The organism is Tessaracoccus sp. OS52 (assembly GCF_020687685.1).
Lineage (GTDB): Bacteria > Actinomycetota > Actinomycetes > Propionibacteriales > Propionibacteriaceae > Arachnia.
In genome coordinates this window covers 83,852-103,932 of sequence record NZ_JAJEWM010000002.1, presented here as the reverse complement: position 1 = coordinate 103,932, position 20,081 = coordinate 83,852, and the positions used below count along the sequence as shown (strand labels likewise).

General features: G+C 66.9%; 16 protein-coding genes. 11 read left to right on the top strand and 5 right to left on the bottom strand.

All coding sequences use genetic code 11. The features are described 5' to 3' along the window. Positions 1-10: 10 nt before the first annotated feature. The 8 genes from LKO27_RS10050 to LKO27_RS10015 all read left to right on the top strand — a co-directional run bounded on the left by LKO27_RS10050 (position 11) and on the right by LKO27_RS10015 (position 13,440). Positions 11-3,217, top strand: coding sequence for a family 20 glycosylhydrolase (locus LKO27_RS10050; protein ID WP_227737371.1), 3,207 nt, complete (start codon positions 11-13; stop codon positions 3,215-3,217). Between the two features lie 219 nt (positions 3,218-3,436). After that, positions 3,437-4,441: a sugar ABC transporter permease gene (locus LKO27_RS10045; protein WP_227737370.1), complete on the top strand. Its 1,005-nt coding sequence runs from the start codon at positions 3,437-3,439 to the stop codon at positions 4,439-4,441. After that, positions 4,441-5,379 carry a carbohydrate ABC transporter permease gene (locus LKO27_RS10040; RefSeq protein WP_227737369.1) on the top strand — a complete coding sequence of 313 codons (939 nt, stop codon included), beginning with the start codon at positions 4,441-4,443 and terminating at the stop codon, positions 5,377-5,379. The genes LKO27_RS10045 and LKO27_RS10040 overlap by 1 nt, the downstream gene beginning before the upstream one ends. 68 nt (positions 5,380-5,447) lie before the next feature. Beyond that, positions 5,448-7,154: an extracellular solute-binding protein gene (locus LKO27_RS10035; RefSeq protein WP_227737368.1), complete on the top strand. Its 1,707-nt coding sequence runs from the start codon at positions 5,448-5,450 to the stop codon at positions 7,152-7,154. Between the two features lie 66 nt (positions 7,155-7,220). After that, the gene (locus LKO27_RS10030; protein WP_227737367.1) at positions 7,221-8,762 is read left to right on the top strand and encodes a hypothetical protein; all 1,542 of its coding nucleotides are present in this window, start codon (positions 7,221-7,223) and stop codon (positions 8,760-8,762) included. Position 8,763: 1 nt separating this feature from the next. Further along, positions 8,764-10,800, top strand: a complete 2,037-nt coding sequence (locus tag LKO27_RS10025; RefSeq protein WP_227737366.1) for a beta-galactosidase — start codon at positions 8,764-8,766, stop codon at positions 10,798-10,800. Between the two features lie 7 nt (positions 10,801-10,807). Next, positions 10,808-11,506: a hypothetical protein gene (locus LKO27_RS10020; protein WP_227737365.1), complete on the top strand. Its 699-nt coding sequence runs from the start codon at positions 10,808-10,810 to the stop codon at positions 11,504-11,506. After that, complete coding sequence (locus LKO27_RS10015; protein ID WP_227737364.1) at positions 11,503-13,440, top strand: hypothetical protein; 1,938 nt, start codon at positions 11,503-11,505, stop codon at positions 13,438-13,440. The genes LKO27_RS10020 and LKO27_RS10015 overlap by 4 nt, the downstream gene beginning before the upstream one ends. Before the next feature lie 29 nt (positions 13,441-13,469). Here the strand turns inward: LKO27_RS10015 and LKO27_RS10010 are convergent, their stop codons facing one another. From LKO27_RS10010 to LKO27_RS09990, 5 genes are all read right to left on the bottom strand, one after another. Next, positions 13,470-14,429, bottom strand: a complete 960-nt coding sequence (locus LKO27_RS10010; protein WP_227737363.1) for an ABC transporter substrate-binding protein — start codon at positions 14,427-14,429, stop codon at positions 13,470-13,472. 9 nt (positions 14,430-14,438) lie between these two features. Next, entirely contained in the window at positions 14,439-15,134 is a 696-nt protein-coding gene (locus LKO27_RS10005) for an ABC transporter permease (RefSeq protein WP_227737362.1), read from the bottom strand. Beyond that, on the bottom strand, positions 15,131-15,721 hold the full coding sequence (locus LKO27_RS10000; RefSeq protein ID WP_255622434.1) for an ABC transporter permease: 591 nt from the start codon (positions 15,719-15,721) through the stop codon (positions 15,131-15,133). Before LKO27_RS10000 ends, LKO27_RS10005 begins: the two co-directional genes overlap by 4 nt. A gap of 62 nt (positions 15,722-15,783) precedes the next feature. Next, entirely contained in the window at positions 15,784-16,611 is an 828-nt protein-coding gene (locus LKO27_RS09995) for an ABC transporter ATP-binding protein (RefSeq protein ID WP_227737360.1), read from the bottom strand. A 151-nt stretch (positions 16,612-16,762) separates the two neighbouring features. Then, positions 16,763-17,551 (bottom strand): sulfurtransferase, encoded by a 789-nt coding sequence (locus tag LKO27_RS09990; protein WP_227737359.1) that lies wholly within the window; start codon positions 17,549-17,551, stop codon positions 16,763-16,765. Between the two features lie 115 nt (positions 17,552-17,666). Between LKO27_RS09990 and LKO27_RS09985 the strand changes: the two genes are divergently transcribed. The 3 genes from LKO27_RS09985 to LKO27_RS09975 all read left to right on the top strand — a co-directional run bounded on the left by LKO27_RS09985 (position 17,667) and on the right by LKO27_RS09975 (position 20,055). Next, complete coding sequence (locus LKO27_RS09985) at positions 17,667-17,951, top strand: DUF4031 domain-containing protein (RefSeq protein WP_227737358.1); 285 nt, start codon at positions 17,667-17,669, stop codon at positions 17,949-17,951. 114 nt (positions 17,952-18,065) lie between these two features. Continuing rightward, a complete protein-coding gene (locus tag LKO27_RS09980) occupies positions 18,066-19,082 on the top strand; it encodes a LacI family DNA-binding transcriptional regulator (RefSeq protein ID WP_227737357.1) in 1,017 nt (338 codons plus the stop codon). 13 nt (positions 19,083-19,095) lie between these two features. Next, positions 19,096-20,055, top strand: a complete 960-nt coding sequence (locus LKO27_RS09975; RefSeq protein WP_227737356.1) for an NAD-dependent protein deacetylase — start codon at positions 19,096-19,098, stop codon at positions 20,053-20,055. Positions 20,056-20,081: the final 26 nt, after the last annotated feature.

The window sequence follows — 20,081 nt, the reverse complement described above, 5'->3', positions numbered from 1 at the left end:
GAGAGCGACGATGAAGCTCCGCAGCAGGAACTCATTCAGAACCGCAGCCGTTGCTGTCCTCGCCGTGATGATCGCGGCCGGCGCACCCATACCCGGACAGGCCGAAGGCCCCGCGCCGGAGCAGCCAATCGTCGCCGACGTCGCGGCGCTCGTTCCCGTCGTCCAGTCCTGGGAGCCTGGCCAAGGTTCATTCCACCTGGCCAAGGACGCGCGCCTGGCACTCCATGCGGACCTCCCGCCAGCCATCACCGAGGCGTTCGCGACCGACCTACGGCTGCTGACCGACCGTGCGCTGCCGTCAACTGCGGAAGTGGCCAGCGGCGACGTGGCCATCGTCGTGGACCCGTCCCTGCCGGCGGGTCCGACCGCCACCGCGGGTGATTCCGCCGAGGAGACCTACCGGATGGTGATCACCGACCGCGTGACCATCACCGGCCGCACCCCCGCAGCCGCGGCGCGGGGCATGCAGACCCTGCTCCAGTTGTTCAGCGACGCGCCAGGACGCCGCGACCTCCCGCAAGGCACCATCAACGACTGGCCGAGGGCCGGGGACCGAATCATCATGCTCGATGCGGGCCGCCACTATTACCAAGTCGCCTACATCAAGCAGCTGATCCGGGAGATGGCCTGGCTGAAGTTCGACACCCTGCACCTGCATCTCACGGAGTGGAACGGCTTCCGGTTGGACAGCCCCAATTTCCCCGGACTGGCCCCCGAGGAGTCCTACGACCAGGGTGACATCGCGGCGCTCGAGGAGGAGGCCGCTCGGTACGGGATCGAGATCCTGCCGGAGATCGACCTGCCGGCCCACGCCACCGCCATCACGACGATGTGGCCTGAACTGAACTGGGAGTGCGCCTCGATGGGCACGATGTTCGGCATCGGCAGCTTCACAATGAACGTCACCAAGCGGGAGACCTTCGAGCGCACCAAGGAGTTGCTCGACGAGTTCATCCCCTGGTTCTCAGGGCCGCGTTTCCACGTCGGCACCGACGAGTACCCCACGAATGCGGCGCAGAAGGCCTGCCGGGAACTGGTCGAGTTCGCTGCGGCGGAGGGCTACGGGGACACCGCAGACGCCTTCGTCCACTTCATCAACGCAATGAACGACACCGTGCGCACCCACGGCAAGGAGACAGTCGTATGGGACTGGTGGCGCTACCAACAGTCGCCCACGATTGACATCGACAAGGACATCACGGTTCAGGCCTGGACCAACGACGGCCAGCAGTTCCTGGCCGACGGCTACGAAGTGATCGTCTCCCCGGCCAGCCGGTTCTACGTCACCCCCTGGACCTCGCCGGGATTGAACGCGCTGCAGCCCTCGACGCAGTGGTTCACCAACGGTCTGGTGCCATCGGCGGAGGCTGGCGTCGTGGGCTACGCCCTGCCGCGTTGGTCGGACCAGGCAGAGACCGAGAACGACTCCTACTTCGAATGGTTCGCCCACCGACCGGAGCACGTCCTCGCCGATCGCGCCTGGGGAGCGCCGAGTGACGACACCGCGGCGGAGATCGAGGACCGGCTGGATCGACTCGGGCCACCACCGGGCGAACCGTGGCGCACCCAGCCTGACGCGGAGGCCGTGACCGGCGTCGCGTTTGCCTCCGGCCCGCCCTGGGACGCCGCCGGAGTGCCGGCGCACGCCTTCGACGGCAACGTCACCACCGCCGTGGACCTGGACGAGGATGCGGGCCACGTCGGCCTGGACCTCGGAGAGGGAAACGCCACCACGATCAACGGCATTCGGTTCTACCCACGCTCCGGCCATGGATTGACGCGCATGGTGGGCGGCAAGTTCCAGGGCTGCACCGAGGGCCCCGACGCCGGCTGCCGGGACCTGGCGAGCGTGGACTGGAAGCCGCCGCTCGACTGGATGCACCTCACCGTCGCAGACGCGACCCCCTACCGCTGGCTGCGCTATGTGGCCCCCGCCGGAGGCCATGGCAACGTCGCCGAGATCCAGTTCCTCACCTCGCCCGAGCAGTCGCCGCTGGCGGTCGCATTGTCGGTGCCGCCCACGACGAAGGCCCTCGGTCACACCGTCGGCTCAAATACGGTGACGGTGACACTCACCAACACCGGCACCAAGCCGGTCACCTCACCGAAGCTGCGGGTGCTGGCGGTGGGCGAGGACTTCTTCACACGTACCGAGATCCCGTTCCGGCTGCCGCGTTCGGCAATCCTTCCGGGGCAGGAGGTGGAGTTGGAGGCGCAGTTGCCGGTTTCGCTGGCGACGCAGGGTGAGCGCATCCGGGTGCAGGCCATCGCGACTGCCCAGGCCGCGGGGACCGAGCGGCTCACCGTCGCACGCGCAACCGCCGGCACGACGACTCTGTCCCCGGTGCAGGTCACGGTGTCCCCCGAGCTGGCGGTTGCATCCGACGGCACCGCGGAGGTGTCCGTGACACTCACCAACTCGGCGGCGGCCGACGTCGAGGTGACCTTGGTCGCGACCCCGGGTGACGGTGTCACCGTGACCCCCGAATCGTCGACGGTGCGGGTGCAGGCAGGCGGGACCAGCGCCGTGGCGTTCAGCGTGAGCGCACCGGATGTTCCGGGGACGACCAGCATCCCGATGGCGGTGACCGTCAGCGGTGCCGGGCAGACGGCGGAGTTGGCCGACGCGCAATTGCGCATCTCTGTGCCCTACCCGTCGCTTGAGGCGGCGCTCGACGTCGTCGCGTTCACCGACGACGACAACCCCAACCCGGAGGGCTTGGGCGGGGGCGTCGACGGCGACGGTTCCAGTTACTCCTGGCAGGCACTCGCCGACGCGGGTGTCCAGCCCGGCGGGACCTTCCAGCATGGCGGGTTCGACTTCGTCTGGCCGGACCGCGATGGCTACCAAGCCGTGCTCGCCGATGGGCAGCTCATCAGCGTAGGCGCCTCTGCCAGCGCGATCGGGTTCCTCACTGCGGGGGAGTGGGGGCCGGTCTCGGGCACCGGCGTGGTCACCTACACCGACGGCACGACCTCGGAGTTCACCATCAGCGACCCGGACTGGCAGACCTGGAACGTCCCCCCGGACGCCGAGGTGGCAATCCAGATGCCGTATCACAACTACGCCTACGCGGACCGGATCAATCGCAATACCTACGTGTTCTTCCACGAGGTCGCGACCGACCCGTCGAAGACCATCCAGATGGTCCAGCTCCCCGGCTGGGACCAGGGCGGGAGGTTCCACATCGCAGTGTTCTCAATGGCGCTGCGCTGAGGCGCACGGCATGGACCTCGGTGCGGGGCCGAAACCTCCCGAAACGACAGACCGCGTCTAAACGGAGGCTGATTGGCAGCAATTTGGGCCGAAGAATAACAATTTCCCCGGAATCCCTTGACAGTGCTCGGGTGTGTTGGGTTACGGTCGAAACAGTCCAGACGAGTTCCGAAACTTTTCGGAAGGACTTGATCGCCTAGGCCTGACGCAAGGGAGCGTATGACCATCAAGGAATCCGCTGTCGACACGGCGGCCCACCCGGCAGAGGTGGTGCCACCGAAGCCGGCTCGTGGCACAGTCCCCAAGCGAAGACACGTCGACCCCAGGTCCTGGAGGCGGGCCTTCGCGAAGGACTGGCGCCTTTACACCCTGCTGGTTGCGCCAGTGGTGTTCCTTCTCGTCTTCCGCTACGTACCGATGGCGGGCAATGTGATCGCGTTTCGTCGGTACCGGCCGGGCGGCAGCATGTTCGGCGACGAGTGGGTGGGGCTGCATTACATTGAGCTGTTCATCAGCGACCCCACCTTCTGGCGGGTGTTCATGAACACCCTGATCATCGGCGGTCTGAGCCTCGTCATCGTCTTTCCCCTGCCGATCATCCTGGCTCTGATGCTCAACGAGTTGCGCTCGGTCAGGTTCAAGCGGGTCGCGCAGTCCATCTCCTACCTGCCGCACTTCATGAGCGTCGTCATCGTGGCTGGCGTGGTCCTGCAGCTCACGTCCGCGCGAGGATCGATCAACCAACTCCTGACCGCCGTGGGCTCCGATCCGATCCCATTCATGCAACTTTCCGAGTGGTTCCGAACCATCTACATTGGCTCCGAGATCTGGCAGACGGTCGGCTGGGGCACCATCCTGTACCTTGCGGCGCTCTCGACGATCGACCCGCAGCTATATGAGGCCGCCCGCATCGACGGGGCTGGCCGCTGGCGGCAGACCTGGCACGTGACCCTGCCTGGCATCCGGCCGACGATGATCGTGCTGCTCATCCTCAACATCGGCACGTTCATGGCCGTGGGCTTCGAGAAGGTCCTGCTGCTCTACAACCCGCTTCTATACCCGACGGCGGACGTGATAGCCACCTATCTCTACCGCGTCGGGATCTTCTCCAGCCAGTTCTCCTATGCGGCGGCCATCGGTCTGTTCGAAGCGTTGATCGGCCTCACCCTGATCCTCGGCGCCAACTGGATTTCCAGAAAGACCGTCGGAACGAGCCTCTGGTGATGACCAACACGACCCTCGAGCCGCGCTCCCTCAGGTCGCGAATCTTCCGGCCCGCCACCGTTGGCGGAATCAAGGATTCGCGAGGCTACACCGCCTTCCGGGCACTGAACGGGTTCCTTCTGATCGTCATCTGCTTTCTGACGCTCTACCCGTTCCTCAACATCGTCGCGCAGGCCTTCAGTTCAGAGGCCTTCATCAATTCCGGTCAGGTGAACCTCGTCCCGAGGGGCTTCAACCTCGCCACCTTCGGCTACGTGCTGGGGGACCCTCTGTTCTGGCGCAACTACGGCAACACCGTCGTCTACACCGTCGTTGCAACGGCGATCGCGATGATCCTGACAACGAGCTTCGCATATGCCCTCTCGAAGCGGCATCTCAAGGGCCGCACCTTCTTCATCGGCCTGGCCGTGTTCACGATGTTCTTCAACGGTGGTCTCATCCCCAACTACATCCTGATTTCCAGCCTGGGGATGAAGAACACCATTTGGGCGATAGTCCTGCCGAACGCCATCAGCGTCTTCAACCTGCTGGTCATGAAGTCCTTCTTCGAGAACTTCCCCGAAGACCTGGAGGAGGCGGCCGCGATTGACGGCCTGTCCACCTACGGAATCCTGCTGAGGATCGTGTTGCCGCTGAGCAAGGCGGTGATCGCGACGATGGTGCTGTTCTACGCAGTCTCATTCTGGAACTCGTGGTTTACGGCCTTCCTCTACATGGACCGCGCCGAGCTGTACCCGGTGACCGTGTACCTGCGCAACCTGATCGCTGGGGCGACGTCGGCTGACCCCGCGGCGCAACAAGCAGGTGAGGCCACCCAGGTTGCCTCGAACGTCAAGGCGGTGACGATGTTGCTGATCATGTTGCCCATCGTCAGTGTCTACCCCTTCATCCAGAAGTACTTCGTGTCCGGCGTGATGCTCGGATCCGTGAAGCAGTAACCGGCAGGAGAACGGCCGATCACGCTCGGTGATGCGGCCGAGGACACAGCAAGGAAGGAAACAATGATATGAGGAACGCGAACTCGGCAGCGCGGCCGACGCGGCGGCGCGGCACGCGAATTCTCGTGGCGGGGCTGACGAGCGTCGGGCTCATGCTCACGGCGTGCGGCTCCGAAGATCCGGGACCCGACGGTGAGGAACCGACAAGTGTCCCGGAGTCAGTCTTCGAGGGCAAGGACGTGGGCGCGATGGACGACTATGGCGTCGGCACGACTTTCAAGGCGACTGAACCCGTGGAGTTCTCGCTCTTCTACCGAGATCACCCCAACTACCCTCTGAAGGAGGACTGGCGGATCCTCACAGCCCTCGAGGAGAACCAGAACGTCACCTTTGACATCACCGCAGCGCCGCTCAGCGACTGGGGGCAACGGCAAGCGACCGTTATCGGCGCCGGCACCGACGTCCCGCAGATCATCTCCGTGACCTACCCCGGGCAGGAGGTCTCGTTCATCTCGGGAGGCGCCATCCTGCCGGTGAGCGACTACCTGGACTACCTGCCGAACTTCAAGGACAAGGTCGAGAAGTGGGGCCTCTCTGAGACCATCGACACCGCGCTGCGTCAGGAGGACGGGAAGTTCTACCTGCTTCCGGGCATCCGGGAGACCCCGAGGGCACAGTACAGCTACGCAGTACGCGCCGACGTCTGGGAGGAGCTCGGACTGAGCCTCCAGCCGGAGACTTTCGAGGAGTTCGCGGACCAGCTGCGGACGGTCAAGGAGGCCCACCCGGACGCGTTCCCGCTCTCGGATCGCTGGTCAGCGAACGGACCCCTCGAAGCCACCCTGAACTTCGCGGCAGCCAGCTTCGGCACGTCCGCGGGCTGGGGGTACGGCGAGGGCGTGACCTGGAACGAGGAGGCCGGCGAGTTCGAGTACACGGGCGCGACCGATGAGTACAAGTCCCTGGTGGAGTACTACGCCATGTTGGTGGAGGAAGGTCTCATGGATCCCGAGAGTCTCATCCAGGAGGACGACCAAGCCATCCAGAAGTTCGGCTCCGGCCAGTCCATGGCCATCGCAGGCAACGACCAGGAGGTGCTCAAGTACCGCACCACGTTCGAGGAACTGGGTACCGACGCCGAGGTGGCGATGATCCGGGTTCCCGCAGGGCCTGCAGGTGACAAGTACGCCGCCGGCACCCGGCTGCAGAGCGGTCTCATGCTCTCCTCCGACGTTGCCGATTCGGAGAACTTCATGGCGCTCCTGCAGTTCATCGACTGGCTCTACTACTCCGACGAGGGCCTCGAGTTCGCCAAGTGGGGCATCGAGGGAGAGACCTACACCAAGGCCGCCGACGGTACCCGGACCCTTGCCGAGGACATCGACATCAACGGCCTGAACCCCGGAGCACCCAAGGCGCTGAACGTCGATTTCGGCTTCCACAACGGGGTATGGATGCTTGAGCACGGCTCGACCACTGACCTCGACCTGTCCATGCTGAGGCCTGAGGTCGTCGAGTTCGTGGAGGCGATGAACACCAAGGAGGAGCTACCCCTGCCACCGGCCGCGCCGCTGACTGAACTCGAACGCGAGCAGGCCTCGCTTTGGCAGACGTCGCTGCGTGACCACGTCCTGCAGAACACCTCCCTTTTCATCCTTGGCCAGCGACCCATGTCGGAATGGGACGCCTACGTCGCGGAACTCGAGGGGATGAACCTGCAGCAGTACCTCGACATGTTCAACGAGGCACAGAAGCGCTACGCCGAAGGCGAGTGAGTCAAGGCTCCCGAATAGCCGCCCGCGCCCGGCTGTTCGGGAGCCCCACGACGACGAGAGGAAGCAGTGCCCACCGCAGTTCCCCGAGAGCCCATCGGCCAACTGAACGAGGCCTGGCGTGAGTGCGTCGGCACCGGCCGACTCAACCTGGCACTCCGACACGACTACGTCGAGTCGCTCCGCCTCGTCCAGGAACAGATCGGCTTCCGCCACATCCGCGGGCACGGTCTGCTGTCCGACGACATGGGCATCCACCGTCCTTACGAGCACGACGGCGTCCGCCGCGTTCGCCACAGCTTCACCCACGTCGACCTCGTGGTCGACTCCTGGCTCCAGCTCGGCATCCGGCCATTCATCGAGCTTGGGTTCATGCCGTCAGCGCTGGCGTCGGGCGGCCAGACGGTGTTCTGGTGGAAGGGCAACGTCACCCCGCCCTCGGACGAGAACGAATGGGTCTCGCTGGTGCGCGCAACCGTCGGCCACCTCGTCGACCGCTACGGCTTCGAAGAGGTGCGCCACTGGCCCATGGAGGTCTGGAACGAGCCGAACCTGACACACTTCTGGAAGGGTGCCGACCGCGGCGCCTACCTGCGGCTCTACGAACTGACGGCTCACGCCATCAAGGACGTCGACGCGTCGCTGCAAGTGGGTGGTCCGGCCCTCTCCCCGGGCTCCGACGACTGGTGGGAGCCGTTCGCCGAGTTCGTCACGAGCCGGGAGGTCCCTGTCGACTTCGTCAGCCGCCACGCGTACAGCAGCGGCCCGGCCGAGCACGTGCCCTTCGGTGTCTACCAGACATTGCAGCCGCCCTCGACGTTGCTGGAACAGTTCGACGCGCCGCGTCGCCACCTCAAGGACACCCGGCTGGCGGGTCTGCCGGTGCACATCACAGAGTTCAACACCTCTTACCGTCCGGACAACCCGGTCCACGACACCGCCTACAACGCGGCGTATCTGGCGCCGGTGCTGGCCTCTGGGGGCAACTTCGTGGACTCCTTCTCCTATTGGACCTTCTGCGACGTCTTCGAGGAGGAGAACGTCCCGACGTCGATCTTCCACGGCGGCTTCGGACTGCTCACCCACAGACAGCTCCCCAAGCCGACCTACCACCTGTTCACATTCATGGCCCGGCTCGGCCCCGAGATCCTCTCCCGAGGGGATGATCACCTTGTCACGCGCCACACGGATGGCCGGCTGGCGCTGCTGGCCTGGCAGCCTGTCGACGGCACCAACCCCGGTTCCGGGGGCCACACCGTCGAACTCTCGCTCCCGGTCACCGCAGGCCGGGCAGTCTACGTCCATCGACGCCGGGTCTCGGAGAGCGACGGCAACGCCTGGGACGCCTGGCGGCAGCTCGGGCGGCCACACCATCCCAGCGAGCGGATCCTGGGCCTACTGCACGACGCTGCGCGACCGGCAGTTGAGCGCAGCACCAGATTGATCCAGGACGGCCGGATCGAGCTGAAGCTGACGCTCTCGCGCCATGAGGTCACTCTCGTGGAGCTTGACGCGGTGGCTGACGAGACCGCTCCCTGGATAGATGACAGCCGGATCCCGGGGTATGTTCACAGCCGGCCGGCGGCACGAGACCGGACGAAGGAAACCTGACTTGAGCCTCCCCGACACGGACCGCATCGCCTTCGGCGGTGACTACAACCCCGAACAGTGGCCCTCTGAGGTGTGGCGCGAGGACCACGCCGCCTTCGACTTGGCACACATCGACACCCTCACAGTGGGGGCTTTCGCGTGGTCGGTCACGCAGCCCGCTGAGGACACCTACGACTTCTCTGTGCTCGACGCGAGCTTGGATCTCGCGCACTCCAACGGCCGGAGCGTCTGCTTGGCCACCGGTACTGCCGCAGTGCCGCCGTGGCTGGCGCATCGCTACCCGGATGCGTGCCGAACCGACTTCGAGGGTCGCCGTCATGTCTACGGCCAGCGGCACAACGCATGCCCGAGCTCGCCCCATTTTCGTCGGCTGGCCACGGCCATGGCTGCAGCCCTGGCGGAGCGCTATGCGAACCACCCAGCCGTGGTGGCCTGGCACATCGGGAACGAGTACGGCGGAATCTGCTACTGCGAGCTGTGCGCAGTCGAGTTCCGTGCTTGGCTCCGCGCCAGGTACGGCACCCTTGATGAACTGAACCGGGCCTGGTACACGACCTTCTGGTCCCACCGCTTCACCGACTGGCAGCAGGTCGTCCCGCCAAACGCGCTCTCGGAGCACTGGCGCGGGCCCGACCACACGGCCTTCCAGGGCATCAGCGTCGATTACCTGCGCTTCAACTCCGACAACCTGTTGCGGAGCTTTCGCGAGGAGAAGCAGGCCATCGCTGTCCACTCCGACCTTCCCGTCACCACGAACTTCATGGGTGCCTACAAACCCATCGACTACCACCGTTGGGCGCCGCACCTGGATTTCGCATCCTGGGACAACTACCCACCCGACGATCGCTCCGCCGCCCGGATGGCGTTCCAGCACGCCTTGATGCGTGGCCTCAAGGACGGCCAGCCGTTCTGGCTGATGGAGCAGGCGCCGTCGGCTACAGCCACCCGCGACGTCAACCCGGTCAAGCGCCCGGGCATCATGCGGCTGTGGTCGTGGCAGGCCGTCGCCTGCGGCGCCGATGCAGTGTTGTTCTTCCAGATGCGCAGATCGCGAGGTGCCAGCGAGAAGGAGTTCGGCTCAGTGCTGGACCACGCCGGCCGAACCGACACGCGCACCTTCCGCGAGGTGGCCGCGCTGGGGGCCGAGTTCGAGACGGTCGGCGAGGCCCTGCTGGGCGCCCGCACGCCGGCACGCGTGGCGCTGCTGTTCGACTGGGACAGCTGGTGGGCCCACGAACTCACCGACGGCCACAGCCGGCACGCCCGTTACCTGGACGTTGCGCTCAGCCATCACCGTGCGTTGTGGGAGGCAGGTGCGCAGGTTGACGTCGTTCCGGTGAGCGCGTGCCTTGACGCCTACGACGTCGTCGTGGCGCCGACCCTGGAGGTGGTTTCCGGGGATCTGGCCCCACGGCTGGAGGCCGTCGCCCGACGCGGTGGGAGCGTGGTTATCACGGCGATGTCAGGCCGCGTGGACCAGGACATTCTCGCCTTCCGAGCCGACCCGCCCGGCCCGTTCGCAGCTATCGCGGGGGTTCGCGTCACGGAGACCGACGCCCGCTTGCCCGGGGAGTTGAATCCGGTACAGCTGACTGACCCCGAAGGCGGCACGGGCGGATTCGTGGCCGCTGGCGAGCACATCTTCGAACTGCTCGAAACCGACGGCGCCCAGGTGGTGGGCAGGTATGGCGCCGACTTCTACGCCGGCACGCCCGCCGTCACACGGCACGGTGTGGGGCAGGGGCACGTCTGGTACGTAGGGACACTTCTGGACGCTGCCGGGCTCGCCTGGCTCCACCGGATTGTGCTGGACCGTCATGGGTTGGTGGGTCCTTACGCCGAGACGCCAGACTTGGAGCATGCCATCCGGATCGCCGGTGACAAGCGTTTCGAGTTCCTGCTCAACCACGGTGAAGGGCCGGTGGACGTGATCGCCGCAGTGAGTGGTGTCGACCTGCTGACGGGAGAGTCGGTTCTGCAAGGGGAAGCGTTGGTCATACCCGCCGCAGGTGTCCTGCTGCTCGAGGTGGGGAGATGATGTGCTGGTGACCCCGGAGAACCGCCAGGGAACTGGTGACCCCCGCAACACGCCGTTGGGGCGGGTTACCGCGGTGGTCTACTGGTTCATGGTGGTCGAGGCCTGTTTCCTCCTGGCGGCCGCCCCCGGGTTCCTGGGGCTCATGCTCCTGACCCGTGACGCGAGCAACATCGCGCTCTTCGCACTCTGCCTGGTCCCGCTCGCGCCCGCCTTCTCCGCGGCGCTCTTCGCGCTGGACCGCAGGGCTGCCGGGGCGGATCTGGTGGTGTGGCCCGTGTTCTGGCACGGTTGGCTCCAAAACGTAGTCGACGTCTGCAAGGTTTGGGTGCCCGCGCTCGTCGGCGGAGCGATTCTGGCGGTGAACCTCATCGTCGGGGGCGAGGCAGGCGTCGGTGAGGCGATGCGCGTCGCTTCCGGCGTCCTTGGGGTGGTGCTGGTGCTGTGGGCCGTCAACGCCGTCGTAATCGCGACGTTCTTCCGGTTCCGGACCCGGGATGTGGCCCGGCTGGCCCTGTTCTACCTGGCCGCAAGGCCCATCGTCAGCCTCGGAGTCATCTCGTTCCTTGTGATCCTGACCACGCTGATCACCTTTGCCTCGGACTGGGCCGCGGCTCTCGCGGCCTCGTTGCTGGCTGCGCTGCTGCTTTCGATAGTTCGCCCAATGCGCGATGACGTCCGTGCCCGATTCGTGGAGGAAGAACCATGAACCCACACCCGATGTGGTTGCCGCAGGCTGCCACCACGCACCTCCGTGGACGCGTCCTGCGTCTCACTGGCAGCGGACCCCTGGTGGAGACCATTCGCCAGGAGGCGTTGAGGGCCCAGATGGTACCCGGTGACACCGGCGCGGATCTCGCCATCAAGGTGGGGACCGACGAAGCCGGCACCAGTCCGCAGGGCTACCGGATCGAACGCACCGACGGCGTGACGACTGTTGTGGCCCGGGACGGGGCCGGAGCACTCTACGGATGGTTCGAGGTGGTCAGGTCTGGGGCCGAGGCCCTCACGGAGAGGATGCGGCTCGGTATCCGTGAACCCGCACACGAATTGCGGATGCTCGACCATTGGGACAACGTCGACGTCCACCCCGTGATGGGTCAGGTGGAGCGCGGTTACTCCGGCGGCTCCCTGTTCTTCGAGTCCGGTTCCATACGGCCGGACCTGTCGCGCGTCGGGGAGTACGCCCGCCTGCTGGCCTCCATCGGCGTCAACCGCGTGGCGATCAACAACGTCAACGTGGCCGCCCGGGAGACGAGGTTGCTGACCGACGACCTCCCGGAGGTAGCCCGGATAGCCGAGCAGTTCCGGCCATGGGGGATCCAGCTGCACCTCTCGGTGAACTTCTCCTCGCCCATCCTGCTCGGGGGACTCCCAAGTGCAGATCCGTTGGACCCCTTGGTAGCCCAGTGGTGGCGCGACACCGTCGAACGCGTCCACGAGGTTGTCCCGGACCTCGGCGGCTTCGTGGTCAAGGCGGATTCCGAGGGCCAGCCGGGCCCGTTCGCCTATGGCAGGGATCACGCTGACGGCGCAAACGTGATCGCCAGGGCACTGGCCCCACATGGCGGCATCCTGCACTGGCGCGCCTTCGTGTACAACCATCGGCAGGACTGGCGGGACCGCAGCACGGATCGTGCCCGGGCCGCCCACGACCACTTCACCCCCCTGGACGGCCGGTTCGACGACAACGTAGTCGTCCAGGTCAAGTACGGCCCGATGGACTTTCAGGTCCGCGAACCCGTCTCGCCGTTGCTGTTCGCAATGCAGCGCACCCGAGTGGCGCTGGAGCTGCAGGTCACACAGGAGTACACCGGTCACCAGCTGCACGCTGTCTACCTCGCGCCCCTCTGGCAGCAGGTGCTCGGGTTCCGACCCTTTGGCGATGACGCCCCCGCCACCGCTGCACTCGTGCGGGGCGGGATGGCTGCGGTCTCCAACGTCGGTGACGATGAGTTCTGGACGGGTCACCCGCTGGCGCAGGCCAACCTGTACGCCTATGGCCGCCTGGCCTGGGATCCAACACTGCTTCCGTCGGACATCCTCGACGAGTGGATCGCGCTGACCTTTGGCGACGACGAGGTGGTGGCTGGTGTCATCCACGAGATCCTGGATGACTCCTGGTCGGTCTACGAGTCCTACACCGCTCCGCTCGGGGTGGGGTTCATGGTCCAGCCGGGACATCACTACGGCCCCGCCGTCGACGGGTACGAGTACAGCCCTTGGGGGACCTACCACTTCGCTGACCGCGACGGCGTTGGCGTCGACCGCACCACCGCCACCGGGACCGGGTACGCCGGCCAGTACCCCGAACCGTGGCGCTCCCGGTACGACCACCGGCAGACGACGCCCGACGAGCTGGCGCTGTTCTTCCACCATCTGCCCTACGGACACCGGCTTCACAGCGGCAAGACCGTCATCCAGCACATCTACGACTCGCACTTCGACGGTGTGGAGGCGGTGGATCGTATGCGTCGTCGGTGGGAGGACCTGTCGGGACGGGTGGATGACGCCCTGTTCGACAGGGTTGCGGAACGCCTGGACGAGCAGCTTCGCTCAGCGGTCGAGTGGCGTGATCAGATCAACACGTACTTCCTGCGCAAGTCAGGCCTAGCCGATGAGCACGGACGCACCATCTATTAGCCAACCGAGGATGCTGAGGCCTCTGGGACTCAGCCGAGCAGGCCCATCCGCTCCAGCCACTCCTTGGCGATGACGTCCGGGGAAGCCTTCTCCTCGCCCTGGTTGCGCGCGTTCATGATGATCAGTTGGTCGGTGGTCAGCTTGGCCTGGACAGCGTTGATGACCTCTTCGGCTTCAGCGGGGACGTTCTCGCTCGCCACCGGCACAACGTTCTGCGGGACGATCATGCCCTTCGGGTCCTCGAGGACGACCAGGTCCTCGTCTCGGATCGCAGGAGTGGTGGTGTAGATGTTGGCCATCTCGACCTCACCGCCAACCAGGGCCTGCACGGTCAGGGGGCCGCCGCCGTCGTCGATGGGGGTGAAGATGATCTTCTCAGGTGGGACGCCGTAGATCTCGGTGAGTCCCGGCGGACCGTAGGGACGCTCGGCCAACTCCGGGTTGCCCGCCAGGCGAATGGTGCTCTCGTAGGTGGCAAGGTGCTCCAGGGAGGTGATCTCGAATGCGGAGGAGAACCGCTGGGTGATGCAGTAGGAGTCGCTGTTGGAGGCCTCGGCGGCCTCCAGGACCCGCAGGCCGTCCGGCAGCGCCTCGCCCAGCCCGGCCACGATGGCGTCGGCATCCGACTCCGTCGACTCGGGCTCCAGGAACTGCAGCAGGTTGCCGGAGTACTCGGGCAGGAGGTCCACCGAACCGTCGGTCAGGGCGCCGAAGTAGATGTCCCGGGCGCCGATCTGCATCCTGCGCTCGACGGTGTAGCCGGCGTTCTCCAGAGCCTGCGCGTAGAGCTCGGCGATGATCTCGTTCTCCGCGAACCCAGCGGATCCGACGGTGATGGCCCCGCCGGTGGGGGCGGCGCTGTCATCGGAGGTTGCGTCGGCGCTCGGCTGGTCCGTGGCGAGCGGGTCGGAGTTCGAGCAGCCCGCAAGCGCGAGCGCGGCGACCCCCGTGGAGACGAGGACGGATCGTCGGCTGGGACGGAACGGCATGGGGTACTCCTATGCATCCATGGGTCCGACGGCTACGTGGACCCCGCGAGGAATTGTGGTGCGTTGCACGATCTGGATGATGAGGTCCACCGCCAGGGCCAGGCCACCCACCGCGATCGCGCCCCCCAGCATACGGGGGTAGTCGCTCACCGAAAGTCCGTCCAGGATGAAGCGACCCAGCCCCCCGAGGCCGATGTAGGCGCTGATGGTTGCGGTGGCGATCACCTGCAGCGCCGCCGCCCGCAGGCCCCCGACCATCAGTGGCAGCGCGAGCGGCAGTTCCACCCTGCTCACGATCTGCAGCTCCGAGAAGCCGGTGGCCCGTGCGCCGTCGACCACGTCGTCGGCCACGGAGTCGAACCCCGAGTAGGTGCCTGCGAGCAACGATGGCACCGCCAGCAGTGCCAGCACGATCGTCGACGGCACTATGGACCAACTGAGCCCCAGCCCCATCGAAACCGCCAGCAACGTGAGCAGACCCAGCGACGGCAGGGCGCGCACCGCCCCGGACGCCGCGACGGCGAAGGTGCGGCCCCGGCCGGTGTGGCCGATGTACATGCCGAGGGGCACCGCGACCACCGCGGCCAGCGCCAGGGCCAGGACCGAGTACCACAAATGCTCACCGGTCCTCGCGATGATCCCCCCGGATCCGCTCCAGTTGGCGCCGTCGGCGAGCCACGCGAGCGCTGCGACGATCTGGTTCATGGCCGGTTCCTGTCCGTCGCACGGACCCAGGGCATCAGCACCCGGCCGACGACGACCAGCGCCAGGTCGAACACGGCGGCCAGCAGGACCGTCCCGACGATCCCCACCCAAATCTCGGTGGGGAACGCGCGGCGGTAACCGTCGGTGAAGAAGTAGCCCAGCGAGGGCACGCCGATCAGGGCACCCACCGAGACGAGGGAGAGCGTCGACGCGCTCACCACGCGCAGGCCCGCCAGGATGGCGGGACCGGCCAGCGGGAGCGCCACGCGCCAGAACACCTGGCCGCGGGAGTGCCCGACGGCCAGCGCGTCGTCGCGGATGGCAAGTCCGACGTTGTCGAAGGCGTCGGTTACGGTGCGCACCAGCAGCGCCACACCGTAGATCGTGAGCGCCACCACGACGTTGACAGGATCAAGGATGCGGGTGCCCAGCAGCACCGGCAGCACCACGAACAGCGGCAGCGACGGCAACGCGTACAGGATGCTGCTGAACGGAAGCAGGGTCTTGCGGGCCACCCGGTTGCGGTGCGACGCCCACCCGATCGGCACCGCGATCAGCAGGCTCAGGACCACCGGCACCAACGACATCTGCACATGCTGAACCGTCAGCGCCCAGATGCGGTCCCAGTTGTCCTGGACCCAGCCGAAATTCACGCTGAGCCCCCCGTGCCGCCGTCGGTGGCCACCCCCGCCACCCGGCCTTCGGCGTCGACGACGAGGCGCCTGCCTTCGCGCACCTCCGTGTGGAGGCGCCGTCGGGGTCCGCCGATGAAGTCGGTGACGAACTCGTCGGCGGGCTCGAGCAGGATGTCGGCGGGGGTGCCGCGTTGGGCCACCTCGGCGCCCGTCCGCAGAACGAGGACCTCGGAACCCAGCAGGAAGGCCTCGTCGACGTCGTGGGTCACGAACAGGATGGTCTTGGCCAGCTCGTCCTGGATCCTCAGCAACCAGGTCTGGAGTTCTGCGCGGACAACTGGGTCCACCGCGCCGAACGGTTCGTCCATGAGCAGGATGTTGGGATCGGCGGCCAGGGCTCGTGCCACCCCGACCCGCTGGCGCTGTCCACCGGAGAGCTGGCTCGGGTAGCGGGGTGCGACGGACTCGGGCAAACCCACGAGATCCAGAAGCTCGCGTGCCCGGGCGTGCGCGGCGCGGCGCGTCTGGCCGTTCAGGACCGGAACGGTGGCGACGTTGTCGATGATGGTGCGGTGCGGCAGCAGGCCGCCGGCCTGCATCACGTAGCCGATCCGGCGCCGGAGCCGGACCGGGTCGAGGTCTGCGACGCGGTCGTCGTCGATCCAGACCTCTCCGCTGGTGGGCTCCACCATCCGGTTCACCATCCGCATCAGGGTGGTCTTGCCACAGCCGGAGGAGCCCAGCAGTACCACCACTTGGTGTGAGGGCACCTCGAGGGAGAAGTCCTCGACGGCGACGGTGCCGTCCGGGTAGGTCTTGTTCACGTGGTCGAAGAGGATCATCGGACTCCCGGTGCTCGGAGGTTCCACTCTATTGGGCCTGCGCCCGGCGCGAGGACAGAACGGGGTGAGGAGGACTGGACAGAAACTTCGTTTTCTGTGCACTCCTGTGCAAAGAAAACGAGGTTTCCGTCCAGTCCTCCATGGGTCCCGATCAGCCCTGCTTCGCGGACAGGTCGGGATCCTGGGCGGCACGCGCGCTCGCGCGGCTTGCACGCGGGCTGAGGTCGGGGGAGAGCGCCTCCCGGCCGTCGAACACGAAGCAGTCACCCTCGTAGTGGGCCCCGCCCACCTCCTCGAAGTACTTCAGGATGCCGCCGTCGAGCTGCAACACGTTGTCCAGCCCGAGATCCCGCATGTAGATGGCGGCCTTCTCGCAGCGGATCCCACCCGTGCAGTAGCTCACCACCGTGCTGCCCTCCAGCTGCGCGCGATTCTCTGCCACAGCGCGCGGGAACTCGGTGAACCGCTCGATCCGCCAGTCGACGGCACCGGTGAAGCGGCCGTAGTCCACCTCGAAGGCGTTGCGGGTGTCCAGCATCACCACTGGCTTGCCGTCGTCGTCGTGGCCCTGGTCCAGCCAGCGCCGCAGGGTGCGGGGGTCGACGCCGGGGGCGCGGCCCGCGGCCGGCTCGACGGCGGGGTGGTCCATCCGGATGATCTCGCGCTTGAGTTTCACCAGCATCCGGCGGAACGGCTGGTGCTGCGACCAGCTCTCCTTGGCCTCCAGCGCTGCGAATCGCGGATCTGCCCGGAGCTCCGCCAGGAACGCCCGGACCCCTTCCGGGGGCCCGGCGATGAACAGGTTGATGCCTTCGGGTGCGAGCAGGATCGTGCCCATGAGCCCGGCGGCGACGGCTGACTCCTTCAATCGGACGCGCAGTTCTGCCCTGTCCGCCAAGGGGGTGAACAGGTAGGCAGAGACGTTCAGCACGCGATCCATGACCGAAATCCTAGGTGGCTGTTCCGGGCGAACGCGTGCGTCGGCGGGACCGCACGCTTCCGGTGGCCCGTCCAGGATGGCAGCGCCGCGGCCAGTGGCGGCCTAACCTTTGGTGATGGCCATCCTCATCGACCCGCCCGCGTGGCCCGCGCACGGCACGGTGTTCTCGCACCTGGTCTCCGATGCGTCGTTCGAGGAGTTGCACGATTTCGCCACCCTCGCGGGGGTGCCCGAGCGGGCCTTCGACCGCGACCACTACGACGTCCCCGAGCGCATGTACGAGGCGCTGGTGGCGCTGGGTGCGCTCCCGGTGCCCTCAAAGGTCCTTGTGAAGCGCCTGATCGCCAGCGGTCTGCGTCGGCGGCGCCACCTCCTGCGCAACGACGACACCCAGAGCTGAGGCACATTCACCCAGGGCCTGAGGGGCCAGCCCGCGGTCCCGCGTCCGTGACCGGCGGACAAGTGTGGCTCGCGTCGCGCGCGTGCGGGCAGTCGGTAACGGTATTCTCCCTCCATGAGTGGAGCAAGGCTGAGGGATGTGGCCAACGCGGCGGGGGTTTCGCTGGCCACGGCGTCTCGGGTGCTGTCCGGCAGCGACTACCCCGTCAAGGAAGACCTGCGCCTGAAGGTCGAGGAGGCGGCGACGGCCCTCGACTACATTCCCAACGCCCAGGCCCAGGGCCTGCTGCTGGGTAACCCCGGATCCATCGGCGTCCTCGTGGGGGACGTGGGCGACCCCTACTTCTCCGGCATGATCGCCGGCATCCACCACGAGGCCAACAAGCGCAACTACATGGTGACCGTGCTCAACACGCAACGGGACCCCATCCAGGAGATCCAGGCCTTCCGGACCCTGCAGGCGCAGCGCGTCGGTATGGCCATCATCGCCGGCTCGGGACTGCTCGACGAGACCTACCGCAGTGAGATCGGCAACCGCGTGCGCGCCTTCTCCTCCGATGGGCTCCGCACCGCCGTCCTGATAGGCCGCCACGAGGTGGACGTGCCCGCGAGCCGCATCCTCGTCGACAACGTGAGCGCCGGCCGTCAGGTCGGCGAACATCTCGCTTCTCTGGGACACCGCGACGTGGCTCTGCTGGCCGGTGACCCGGGAGTGACCTCGACGGTCGACCGCATCACCGGCATCCGCGAGGTCCTCGGCGACGGCGTCCACGTCCATCCCGCCCTCGGCACCCGCGACGCCGGGTACGCCGCCGCTGCCGAGGTCATGGCCGAACACCCCCGGACGACGGCGATCGTCGGCACCGCAGACCAGATGGCCATCGGGGCCATGGTGTGGTTGCGTGACAACGGCTACGACGTCCCGGGACAGGTCTCCGTCGTGGGCTGCAACGACATCTGGGTGTGCCGGGACCTCACACCGGCCCTCACCACGGTCGCCCTGCCACTCCATGAGATGGGGGTGGCCGCCCTCAAGATCGGCGTTCGGGCCCGCACCGAGGGCCCCATCGAGGAGCACTTCGAGCCCAAGCTGGTCGTACGCGACTCCACTGGGCCGGTCCGCAACGGCTGACTACTCTGGAAGCGTGACCGATCCCGCCCTGCCCGACGTCGGTGGCTGGTTCCGCTCCGCCGTCGACGACGTCCCCGCTGCCCCGCGCATCCGGCGCTGGGAGCCGTTGGGCGGCTTCGGCCGCGTCTCCACCGACGACGATGTCACCGCAGCACTTGAGCTGTTCAGGGAGCGGCCGACGATGGTGCTGACCGGCGCGGGCATGTCAACCGGCTCCGGCCTGCCCGACTACCGAGGCCGCGACGCCAAGGTCCGCAGCCCCATGACCTTCCAGGAGTTCGTGGGGTCCGACCTCGCCCGACGCCGCTACTGGGCACGCAGCACCGTCGGCTGGCTGGCCTTCGGGGCGGCGCAGCCCAATGAGTCGCACCGTCTGCTGGCAGAACTGGAGCAACACCTGCCCATCACCGGGGTGGTGACCCAGAACGTCGACGGCCTGCACCAGGAAGCCGGCTCCAGCAAGGTGGTTGACCTCCACGGGTCGCTGGACGGCGCCTATTGCCTGTCGTGCGGTTTCGCCGTCGGACGACATGACCTCCAGGACCAGCTGCTGGCGCTCAACCCCGACCTGCACGCGCGCCTCCACGATCTGGCCCGGGAAACGGCAACCGCCCCCGACGGTGACGCCGAGGTTGACCGGACCGAGAGCTTCTCCTACCCGGCGTGCCCACGTTGCGGCGGGATCCTCAAGCCGGACGTGGTGTTCTTCGGTGAGAACGCGCGGCCCGAGGTGGTCCGGGAGGCCTTCGGCCTCCTGGAGGCGGCCGAGGCGTTGACGGTGCTCGGCTCCAGCCTGACCGTGATGAGCGGACTGCGGTTCGTGCGCCGCGCGGCGCGGGAGGGCAAGACGGTGGTGATCGTCAACGACGGCGACACGCGTGGCGACGACCTCGCCGACGTCCGGGTGCATGGCCGACTGGAGAACGTGCTGCGACGTTGGCATGAGGTGGTGACCGGGAGCGGTCGGTCCTGACGACTTGTCGGGTGAGCGTCACGGAA